Annotated in this window: 12 protein-coding genes and 1 pseudogene; 7 read left to right on the top strand and 6 right to left on the bottom strand. The window is 64.9% G+C overall.

Features of this window, described 5'->3' with window-relative positions:
• Window positions 1-707 (bottom strand): annotated as a pseudogene (locus ACEQXV_RS07265) (sensor histidine kinase); the annotation flags it as partial.
• A gap of 108 nt (window positions 708-815) precedes the next feature.
• Here ACEQXV_RS07265 and ACEQXV_RS07260 point away from each other — a divergent pair.
• The 3 genes from ACEQXV_RS07260 to ACEQXV_RS07250 all read left to right on the top strand — a co-directional run bounded on the left by ACEQXV_RS07260 (window position 816) and on the right by ACEQXV_RS07250 (window position 2,577).
• Window positions 816-1,451 carry an SCO family protein gene (locus tag ACEQXV_RS07260; protein WP_370268522.1) on the top strand — a complete coding sequence of 212 codons (636 nt, stop codon included), beginning with the start codon at window positions 816-818 and terminating at the stop codon, window positions 1,449-1,451.
• 69 nt (window positions 1,452-1,520) lie between these two features.
• A complete protein-coding gene (locus ACEQXV_RS07255) occupies window positions 1,521-2,078 on the top strand; it encodes an ActR/PrrA/RegA family redox response regulator transcription factor (RefSeq protein ID WP_370253613.1) in 558 nt (185 codons plus the stop codon).
• A gap of 4 nt (window positions 2,079-2,082) precedes the next feature.
• On the top strand, window positions 2,083-2,577 hold the full coding sequence (locus tag ACEQXV_RS07250) for a hypothetical protein (protein WP_370268521.1): 495 nt from the start codon (window positions 2,083-2,085) through the stop codon (window positions 2,575-2,577).
• On the opposite strand, the gene ACEQXV_RS07245 is transcribed toward ACEQXV_RS07250, so the two are convergent.
• On the bottom strand, window positions 2,574-3,464 hold the full coding sequence (locus tag ACEQXV_RS07245) for a LysR family transcriptional regulator (protein WP_372525421.1): 891 nt from the start codon (window positions 3,462-3,464) through the stop codon (window positions 2,574-2,576). The two genes, ACEQXV_RS07250 and ACEQXV_RS07245, sit on opposite strands and share 4 nt — an antisense overlap.
• Before the next feature lie 100 nt (window positions 3,465-3,564).
• Here ACEQXV_RS07245 and ACEQXV_RS07240 point away from each other — a divergent pair, with 100 nt between their 5' ends.
• Window positions 3,565-3,732 carry a hypothetical protein gene (locus ACEQXV_RS07240; RefSeq protein WP_370253617.1) on the top strand — a complete coding sequence of 56 codons (168 nt, stop codon included), beginning with the start codon at window positions 3,565-3,567 and terminating at the stop codon, window positions 3,730-3,732.
• Window positions 3,733-3,739: 7 nt separating this feature from the next.
• Here ACEQXV_RS07240 and ACEQXV_RS07235 read toward each other — a convergent pair whose 3' ends face one another.
• On the bottom strand, window positions 3,740-4,336 hold the full coding sequence (locus ACEQXV_RS07235; RefSeq protein ID WP_370268517.1) for an HD domain-containing protein: 597 nt from the start codon (window positions 4,334-4,336) through the stop codon (window positions 3,740-3,742).
• 183 nt (window positions 4,337-4,519) lie between these two features.
• Between ACEQXV_RS07235 and ACEQXV_RS07230 the strand changes: the two genes are divergently transcribed.
• Complete coding sequence (locus ACEQXV_RS07230; protein WP_370253620.1) at window positions 4,520-4,675, top strand: hypothetical protein; 156 nt, start codon at window positions 4,520-4,522, stop codon at window positions 4,673-4,675.
• 140 nt (window positions 4,676-4,815) lie between these two features.
• Window positions 4,816-6,207 carry an adenosylhomocysteinase gene (gene ahcY, locus ACEQXV_RS07225; protein ID WP_370268515.1) on the top strand — a complete coding sequence of 464 codons (1,392 nt, stop codon included), beginning with the start codon at window positions 4,816-4,818 and terminating at the stop codon, window positions 6,205-6,207.
• Between the two features lie 149 nt (window positions 6,208-6,356).
• Here the strand turns inward: ahcY and ACEQXV_RS07220 are convergent, their stop codons facing one another.
• Window positions 6,357-7,238 (bottom strand): Hint domain-containing protein, encoded by an 882-nt coding sequence (locus ACEQXV_RS07220; RefSeq protein WP_370254943.1) that lies wholly within the window; start codon window positions 7,236-7,238, stop codon window positions 6,357-6,359.
• A gap of 265 nt (window positions 7,239-7,503) precedes the next feature.
• Window positions 7,504-7,929 (bottom strand): BrnA antitoxin family protein, encoded by a 426-nt coding sequence (locus ACEQXV_RS07215; RefSeq protein WP_370254942.1) that lies wholly within the window; start codon window positions 7,927-7,929, stop codon window positions 7,504-7,506.
• 166 nt (window positions 7,930-8,095) lie between these two features.
• On the opposite strand from ACEQXV_RS07215, the gene ACEQXV_RS07210 reads away from it, so the two are divergent.
• The gene (locus ACEQXV_RS07210; protein ID WP_370268514.1) at window positions 8,096-9,661 is read left to right on the top strand and encodes an acetolactate synthase large subunit; all 1,566 of its coding nucleotides are present in this window, start codon (window positions 8,096-8,098) and stop codon (window positions 9,659-9,661) included.
• Here ACEQXV_RS07210 and ACEQXV_RS07205 read toward each other — a convergent pair.
• Window positions 9,642-9,954, bottom strand: a 313-nt coding sequence (locus ACEQXV_RS07205; RefSeq protein ID WP_370268513.1) for a hypothetical protein, incomplete at its 5' end; no start/stop codon positions are given. The two genes, ACEQXV_RS07210 and ACEQXV_RS07205, sit on opposite strands and share 20 nt — an antisense overlap.

Genomic DNA, 9,954 nt, shown 5'->3' with positions numbered 1-9,954 from the left:
ACCAGCTTGATCGTGGCCAGGGGCGTGCCCAGTTCATGCGCCGCTGCCGCGACCACGCCGCCAAGGTCGGTCAGCTTCTGCTCGCGCGCCAGCGCTTCCTGCGTGGCCAGCAAGGCCTGGCTCATGGTGTGGATTTCCAGCGTGACCCGCCGCGCATAGGCCGACAGGAAGACGATCCCGATGACGATGGCCGACCAGAACCCGGCCAGGAACAGGAACGGCAACTCGATTGCCTCGCCCTCGCGGGTTTGCAAGGGCACATGGTAAAAGGCAACGAGCGAGATCAGCACGATCGCCGCCAACCCCAGCAGAAGGGTCGAGCGCAGGGTCAGCGCGGTGGCAGAGATCGTCACCGGCGCAAGGATCAGCAGCGCGAAGGGGTTGTTCAGCCCGCCGGTCAGGAACAGCAGGAAGGACAGCTGCGTCAGGTCGAAAAGCAGCGTCAGCATCGCGTCCCAGTCGGCCAGCCGCGTGTTGGGCGGAAAGACCGTCATCGCGATCATGTTGGACAGGACCGAGGTGCCGATGGCCAGGAAGCACAGGCCCAGTTCCACCCGCAGCCCCAGGAAGAAGCTCGCCACCACCACGGCAGTCGTCTGCCCCAGGATCGCCAGCCAGCGCAGCACCAGCAACGTGCGCAGCCGAACCCAGTCGCTGCGCAGGTCCCGCGTCAGCAGGGTCTCGGTCTGGTCGAGGCTTGTGGGCATCGGCGGCGTCCTGTCTGCCACGGGGGCGTTTGGTCACAGTTGAGCAGTCGTGAATTGATAGACATCTCGATTTCAACGATCAACGGTCCGTCCGTAAAGGGGAAAGCCATGAACCGCATCTATGCCGCCAGCGCCCTTGCCCTGACCGCCGCCCTTCTGGGGGGGATCGGGGTGTCGATCCTCCTGGGCCGCGCCAACCAGGGTGACGATCTCTTCGCCCAGTGCCGCGCAACGCAGGTTGCGGGCGGGCCCGGCAATATCGGCGGCCCGTTCGAACTGGTGTCGGAAACCGGGCAGACCGTGACCGACGCCGATATCATAACTGCGCCCACGCTGATCTATTTCGGCTACACCTTCTGTCCCGATGTCTGCCCGATGGACAATGCCCGCAACGCCATCGCCGTCGAGATTCTCGAAGAGCAAGGGCGCATGGTCACGCCCGTCTTCGTCTCGATCGACCCCGAGCGCGACACGCCCGAGCTCCTGGCCGATTTCACCGACAACATGCACCCGCGCATGATCGGGCTGACCGGTTCGCTGGAACAGACCACCGCCGCCTCGCAGGCCTACCGGACCTATTTCAACCACCAGGAACCCGACGCCGACGGTTACTACCTCGTGGACCACTCGACCTTCACCTATCTCGTCCTGCCCGAGCATGGTTTCGTCGAGTTCTTCCGCCGCGATGACAGCCCCGAGGAGATGGCCAGCCGCGTCGCCTGCTTCATGGATGCCGCCTCCTGACCGCGATCTGTTTGACCATTGCGCGGCTTTGGCCATATATGAAAGAAAATTGCGAAGAGGATGGCTTGCATGGCGACGGAACGCACGCTGCGCGATATCGGACCCGATAAATCCCTGCTGCTCGTCGATGACGACGAACCGTTCCTGCGCCGGCTTCAGCGCGCGATGGAAAAGCGCGGTTTCGAGGTCGAGGCCGCAGGCTCTGTCGCGGCCGGCAAGGCCATCGCCACCGCCCGCCCCCCGGCCTACGCGGTGGTCGATCTTCGGCTCGAAGATGGCAACGGGCTCGACGTGGTCGAGGCCCTGCGTGAAAAGCGCCCCGACAGCCGCATCGTCGTTCTGACGGGCTACGGGGCCATCGCCACGGCCGTTGCCGCGGTCAAGATCGGGGCCACCGACTACCTGTCGAAGCCTGCCGACGCCAACGACATCACCGCCGCGCTTCTGGCCGAGGAAGACGACATGCCGCCGCCGCCGGAAAACCCGATGAGCGCGGATCGCGTCCGTTGGGAACATATCCAGCGCGTCTACGAGCTGTGCGACCGCAATGTCAGCGAAACCGCCCGGCGGCTGAACATGCACCGCCGCACGCTGCAGCGTATCCTCGCCAAGCGCAGCCCGCGCTGAGCGGATGCGGCTCGCGGTTCTTCTCGCCAGTGCCCTGGTCGCGGGCTGCACGCTTGCGACCTCCCCTGCGCCCGAATCCCCCGCCCCCCGTGGCCTGACCCCTGACGGAGAGGGCCTGCAACCGGCGGGCACCGATCTGCGGATCGATTTCGGGCGCGCGCAGGATGGCGTCATCGACGCGGTCACGCGGCTTCTGGGCCAGCCCCCCGCCGACATCACCCGTAACCCCGAATGCGGGGCCGGGCTGGTCACCGCCGCCTATTGGCCGAACGGGCTGACGCTGAACTTCACCCAGGGCGATTTCACCGGATGGGTCGTGACGGAACCGGGGCTAGCCACTGCGGGCCCTCTCGCCGTCGGGCAGCTGCCCCCCGCCGTCGCGATGGAAGAGACCACGCTTGGGCGCGAGTTCGAGCGCAACGGGGTCTGGGCGCTGGTTGAAGACGGCAGCCCGGAAATCTCGGCCCTGTGGTCGGGCACCACCTGTTTCTTCCGCTAAACCTGTGCCTGCAACCAGCGCAGCACCACCCGCGCGCGCGGGCTGATCGTGGCCGGGCTCCAGACCGCGTAATAGCCAAGGGCGGAATCGGGCTCTTCCAGCAGCGCCACCAGCCGCCCATTTTCCAGGTCGCGTTCCACCACCGCCAGCGGCTGACGGCTGATTCCCGCGCCCGAGCGCACCGCCGCCAGGGCAAGCCCATTGGTTTCCAGCCGGGTGATCCGCGCCTTGTCCGGATCCGCACCCAGGGCGCGCAACCAGGTGGCCATTTCCATATCGGTCGGGTCGGGCAGCCAGGGCAGGTCCATCAGCGCGTGAATGGCCCGGTCCGAGGTCGCCGAATAGTCGATGGGAAGGCGCGCGGCGATGTCGGGATGGGCCACCACCACCCGGTGCCCGCGCGTCAGCAGCCTGGCCTCCAGCCCCGGCCAGCGCCCCTCGCCATAGCGGATCGCCAGGTCGAACCCCTCGCGGCGCAGGTCCACCACGCGGTTGTCGGGGGCCACCGTGACCGGCAGGTCGGGATGGGCCTGCCAGAACGCCGACAGGCGCGGGGCCAGCCAGTTTTCCGCGAAGTTTTGCGTCGTCGTCAGGGCGACGGGCCGATCCGATCGCGCCTGCACCAGCGCGCGCACCCCGGCGGCAATGGTGCCAAAGCCCTCGCCCAGGTCCTGCGCCAGCCGCCGCCCCGCCCCCGTGGCCCGCATGGCGCGCCCGTCGCGGTCCATCAAGGCCTGGCCGAAATGGCTTTCCAGGGCGCGCACATGCTGCGCAATCGCCGCATGGGTGACGTTCAGCTCGCGCGCAGCGGCCGAGAAGCTGCCAAGCCGCGCCGCGGCTTCAAAGGCTTTCAAGGCCGATAGGGAGGGGATGTCCCGCCAATCCATTCTGTTAGCCATACTTACATGTTGTAGATATTGCTGACTCGCGGGGCCCGGCGCAAGCCCCTAGGCTCTGATCATCGTGTTTCCACAGGAGTATTCGCAGATGATCTCGATCCTTTCCCGCAGCTTTCGCACAGCTACCCGCCTTGATACATGGGATGCGCCCGATCACTGGCTGCGCCAGCAGGATGACTATCGCACCCGGCGAGCCAAGCAGGAAACCCTGCGCGCCCGCCACAGGCGAGACCGTGACCGGCCCGAAATCCAATAGGTTCTGATTATAGCTGAGCCATCAAGTCAGCGTGCCGGGCGGTGTAATCCGCCCGCACCTCTGCCGGGGGGCGAAGATGCAGCCGCAGCCCCTCGGTCAGGGCCGGGTTGGGCCGTCCGAAGAACTTGTCCGCCTCCGCCACCGAGAACCCCGCAAGCTGTGTCGCCTCCAGCCAGGCCGACACCTTGTCGGCCCGCTTGATCCTGGCCTTGACCGTCTTGGGCAAGGTCGCGGGCAGGCCGAAGCGCAGGTGGATTGCTGCCGTCAGTCGCGCGTCCAGCTCCCCGTAACCGGGTCCGACGGCAGCCTTCACCGGGCTGATCATGTCTCCGATGACGTATTCGGGCGCGTCATGCAGTAGCGCCGCGAGCCGCCATTTCGCCGGGGCGGAGGGGTCTACCCGGCGGAAGATTTCTTCTACAAGAATTGAGTGTTCCGCCACCGAGTAGGGGAAGTCCCCCTCGGTCTGCCCATTCCAGCGCGCCACGAAGGCCAGCCCGTGGGCAATGTCCTCGATCTCGATATCCACCGGGGTCGGGTCCAGCAGGTCCAGCCTGCGCCCCGACAACATCCGTTGCCATGCCCTTGGTGTCGATCCGGCCATCCGCCCGCCTCTTGGTTGCACGCGCCCCAGATGACCTGCCCGACAGGGGAAATTCAATGCCTGCATCAGCCATTTTCGGCCAAACCCGGCCCGGCAGGCCCGGGCCCGGCCAGAATCTTCTTGGTGGATTCGGGGAAGAACGCGTAGCCTTCAACTATTAACGCTTACTGGAGGAGATAGTTTATGCCCAAGGAAGATACCCCCGAGAACGCCCCCGCGCGCAAGGATCAGACCGCCAAAGGACCCGCAGCAACCCAAGGCAGCATGTCCGACAAGGGCGGCACCCCGACCGGGGCCGGCACCTCGCCCAAGGGCGGCGGTGGCAAGGGGTCCAAGTAACCCCGGAACAGAAGACATCATTTCATCACCGGGCCGCGCCACAAGCGCGGCCCTTTTTCGTCGGGGCCTGCCCATTGTCCCGCACGTCCTCGCCTGCTATGTGGCGCCAAACCAGATTTGACGCCCTGCAGGAGCCCTCAATGTCCGATTACATCGTCAAGGATATCGCGCTGGCCGAATTCGGCCGCAAGGAACTCGACATCGCCGAAACCGAGATGCCGGGCCTGATGGCCCTGCGCGAGGACTACGGCACCTCCAAGCCGCTCAAGGGCGCGCGCATCGCGGGCTCGCTGCACATGACGATCCAGACCGCCGTGCTGATCGAAACCCTCGTGCATCTCGGCGCCGAGGTCCGTTGGGCCAGCTGCAACATCTTCTCCACCCAGGACCACGCCGCCGCCGCCATCGCCGCCGCGGGCATCCCGGTCTTCGCCATCAAGGGCGAAACGCTGGAGGAATACTGGGACTACGCCGACCGCATCTTCATGTTCGAAGAGGGCGGCTGCAACATGATCCTCGATGACGGTGGCGACGCCACGCTCTACATCCTGCTCGGCGCCCGCGTCGAGGAAGGCGAAACCGACCTGATCGAGATGCCCACCTCGGAAGAAGAGGTCGCCCTCTTCGCCCAGATCAAGAAGCGTCTCGCCGCCTCGCCCGGCTGGTTCACCAAGCAGCGCCACATGATCCAGGGCGTGACCGAGGAAACCACCACCGGCGTGCACCGTCTCTACCAGATGATGGAGAAAGGCCACCTGCCCTTCCCTGCCATCAACGTGAACGACTCGGTCACCAAGTCGAAGTTCGACAACAAGTATGGCTGCAAGGAATCGCTCGTCGACGGCATCCGCCGCGCCACCGACACCATGATGGCCGGCAAGGTCGCCGTGGTCTGCGGCTACGGCGATGTGGGCACGGGCTCTGCCGCCTCGCTTCGCGGCGCGGGCGCCCGCGTGAAGGTGACCGAAGTGGACCCGAACTGCGCGCTTCAGGCCGCCATGGACGGGTTCGAAGTGACCACGTTGGAAGACGAGGTCGCCTCCGCCGACATCTTCATCACCACCACCGGCAACAAGGACGTGATCCGCATCGAGCATATGCGCGAGATGAAGAACATGGCCATCGTCGGCAATATCGGCCATTTCGACAACGAGATCCAGGTCGCGGCGCTGAAGAACCACAAGTGGACCAACATCAAGGACCAGGTGGACATGATCGAGATGCCCTCGGGCAACAAGATCATCCTGCTGTCCGAAGGCCGCCTGCTGAACCTCGGCAACGCCACCGGCCACCCGTCCTTCGTGATGTCGGCCAGCTTCACCAACCAGACGCTGGCGCAGATCGAGCTCTGGACCCGTGGCGACGAGTACGAGAACAAGGTCTACGTCCTGCCCAAGAAGCTGGACGAAAAGGTCGCCCGCCTGCACCTCGCCAAGATCGGCGCCAAGCTGACCGAACTGGCCAAGGACCAGGCCGACTATATCGGCGTCCCGCAGGAAGGCCCCTTCAAGCCGGAACATTACCGCTACTGAGGGCGGGTCACCTTACGGATTTGGAGCACCGGCCAGCGCGAGTTGGCCGGTGTTTTTTTGTGTTGTGGGCGGGAAGCGGTCATTCGCTGCGCTGGGCGTGAATGTCCGCCAAGTTCAAGCTTAGGGATCAATGCCGCTTCACGATCTGCTCAAGCAGCGGTGGCGCGAGCCAGCATTGTTCTGATCCGCTCCGGAACCTGCCGCGCGCTCATCGCGCGGGGATAGGGCAGTTCTTCCATCTCCGGCACGTCGCCATAGAGCGCTTCGAACTCTGCGTAATTGTCGAAAACCCGGCGGGAGACATTGTCGATGAAGGTCTCGGCGGGGGCACCATTGGCGAGGATGATTTCGTGTTCCTCGGTCTCGATGTGATAGACGGTGTAGCTCTCGGCCATCTCGGACAGCGGAACCCGCGTGATCGTCTCCCCGTTCACCAGCGCCCCGGCATGACAGATCACGCCATAGACCAGCATCCCGTGATCAGCGGTGACTGTAAGGTCAGACCTCGGCAGCCCCGCACCCAGAGACCCCGCAGCAAAGCGCACCGGCATCAGCCGTTCGGCGGGCCGGAACAGGGTGAAGATCGTCTGCCGCCCGACCCATTTGACCGGCACCGTGCGTCCGTCGGCGGTCAGGATCGGATCGCCGATCTGCAGGTCTTCGACAATGGTGCCGCCCCCGGGCGTGGCGATCCGGGTGCCCGCGGCAAAGCAGAAGGAAAAGACAGCGCCGGTATTGATTATATTCGGGTCGAAGTCGGAGGTCGGCAACTCATCATCGGCCTGTGCGAAAATCCAGTAGTCTCCAAAATCGTCATCCTGAAAGACCGGGTAGAGTGTCCCGCCAAAATCGATGGTCCCGATATACGTCAGGTTGTCGATCCCAATCCTCGGTTCCTTCCCGCCGGCATCGCCACTCTCGAACTGATCGTCATCATCTACATCCGTGATCGTACCATCGTCGTTTCCATAGTAGAGATAGGCGCCATCATCCGACCACGCAGCCCAAGAAGAATATGTGAAGTTTGCCATCGTGGTCCCTTTCCCTACTTCCTGGCCGCAGACCCGTCCGATGAATTCCGCGTTGCGCACGCACTATTGTGATGCACCGCAGTTGGGTCAACCTGTTTTTGGGCGGCAGCCATGGGCACACTGCTGTCATCCGCTCACCGAAGATGCTGCGCGGTGTCCAGATGGCAGGAATGCGAAAACCGCACAGCGGCGCATAGCACTGCGATGGAGGTCCGGTCTGGGCCGTCCGCCCCAACCAAAGCTGTGCGGGGGGCAACCATCCCCCTCACTCCTCCCCCCGTCGCGCCTTGAGCCACGCATCGCCTTCCTCCATCATCTGGTCCGTCCAGCCCCATTTCGGTCGCTTGCGCGGCCCGCTCTTCTCCTGTTCCTTGAACTGGTCGATGGTCTCATCCCCGTGCAGCAGCCCCATCAGCCGCGCCCGCATGAAGGCTTTCAGCACGTCATTCATCCGGGGGCCATAATCCGGCCCCATGGAGCGGAAGAATTTCAGCACGTCCTCATCCACCCTTATCGTCACCCGCTTCTTCGCGGGGCTGGGTGAGGTCGCGATCCGCACCCAGTCGCTCGGCACGCGCTGGTTGATGAAGATGCGGTTGTGCAGGTCGTAGTCGATGCGCGCCATCGCGTCGATCAGGTAGTGGTGATGTTCCCGCTGCTTCGCGGTCAGCGGTTTGCCATCCAGGTTCATGGCCGGTCCTCGATTTGGGAAAGTGCCGGGCAGTCTGGCAGGATTTTCCTAAAATCCCGTCAATGGCGCGGTTTTGTCTGCACGGGGGGTGTACGGGGGGCACCCCCCTCTTTTCGGGGTTTCCGGGTCCGGTCATCCGTGCTTGTCTGGCGCGCAGGAGGACCCCATGAACGGCGCTCAATCCCTTGTCAAAACCCTGCTGGCCAGCGGTGTGGACACCTGCTTTGCCAACCCCGGCACGTCCGAGATGCATTTCGTCGCGGCCCTGGATGAAAACCCGGCAATGCGTTGTATTCTCTGCCTTTTCGAAGGCGGAACCTCCGGCGCGGCGGATGGGTATTTCCGCATGTCGGGCCGCGTCGCGGCGACGATGCTGCACCTCGCTCCGGGCTTCGGGAACGCCTATTCCAACCTGCACAACGCCCGCAAGGCCGGCAGCGGCATGGTAAACATCATGGGCGATCACGCCACCTACCACCTCGCTTTCGAAAGCCCCCTGAAAGGCGACACCGAAGGCATCAGCCGCACGATAAGTCATTGGACTCGCAGCAGTTTATCGGCTTCTGACGTGGCCCGCGACGGGGCCGAAGCTGTCCGCGTGGCGCGGTCCGCGAACGGCCGCATCGCCACCCTGGTCCTGCCCGCCGACACCGCCTGGGGCGACGGGTCCGAGCCGGTTCAAGCCCTTGAGCCTCCTGCCCTTTTCCGGCCGTCCTCGGCTGAGCTCGATGCCGCGGCCGAGGCGCTGAAAGCCGATGGCGCGGCGCTGCTCCTGGGCGGACAGGCCACCCACGGCCCGCTGCTGCGCCTCGGCGCGCAAATCGCCCAGGCCGCCGATTGCCGCCTGATGGTCCCGCTCCATAGCCCGCGGCTGGAACGCGGCGCGGGCACGCCGCCGGTCGAGCAACTGCTCTACCCCGTCGATGCCAATGCAGAGCTCTTGAAAGGCGTGCGCAGCCTCGTGGTCTGCGGCACCCATGCGCCGGTCAATTTCTTTGCCTATCCCGGCAAGCCTTCCGTGCCCACGCGGCCGGATATTCACGTGCAGGATCTGGCCGATGAGACGATGGATCTGGCATTTGTTCTGAACGGGCTGGCGGATCGGCTCGGGGCGCATTCAGAAACGGTCGCGCCAGTGGAACTGGCCTTGCCAGAGCGCCCTGAAGGGGCCCTGACGGCGACCAGCGCGGGGGCGTTGATCGCGCGTGCGATGCCGGAGAACGCCATCGTGGTGAACGAGGCCGTGACCTCGGGCGCGCCGATCACCACCGCCACGCGGACCGGCCCGCATCATGACTGGCTGATCACCATGGGCGGCGCGATCGGCCAGTGCCTGCCGTGCGCCACCGGGGCGGCTGTTGCCTGCCCCGACCGCAAGGTGCTGGCGCTGACCGGAGACGGGTCGGCCATGTATACTTTGCAATCGCTCTGGACGATGGCGCGCGAACGGCTCGACGTGACGGTGATCGTGTTTGCCAACCGGGGATACCAGATCCTGCATGGCGAGCTTGCCAATCTCGGTGTGACGCAAGTTGGCCGCAACGCGCGGGCGATGTTCGATGTCGAAGACCCAACCCTCGACTGGGTGGCACTGGCCGAGGGACATGGCGTTCCCGGTACCCGTGCAACAACGATCGACGAGATGGAGGCCGCGCTGGACGAGGCCCTTGCCGCCCCCGGCCCAAGGCTGATCGAAGTGGTGCTGTCAAGGCTTATTCCAGCGGCGGCATGACCGTCAGGAAGGTATCGCCGTTCCAATAAAGCGCCTCGAAACAGAAACCTGCGCTGCTGACGCCGCACCAGGCGCCGTCGCGACCGATCAGAAGGATCGGTTCCCCGTCCCAGTCGATGACCCGCCATCCAAGCGACTGCCACTCGAACACTTCTTCGTCCACGATCGCGTAGAGAGCGCAGCCCCCGGTCCCGCAATAGGGGGCCATGGCCATGGTCGAGCAGTGCAGGAACTCGGCGTCGAGGATCACCTCTGGCACTCCGTCGCCGGTGAGGTCCACGGAATTGGTCGAC

This window comes from Nioella sp., from assembly GCF_964229645.1.
Classification (GTDB): Bacteria; Pseudomonadota; Alphaproteobacteria; order Rhodobacterales; family Rhodobacteraceae; genus Nioella.
This window is presented reverse-complemented; position numbering and strand designations above follow the sequence as displayed.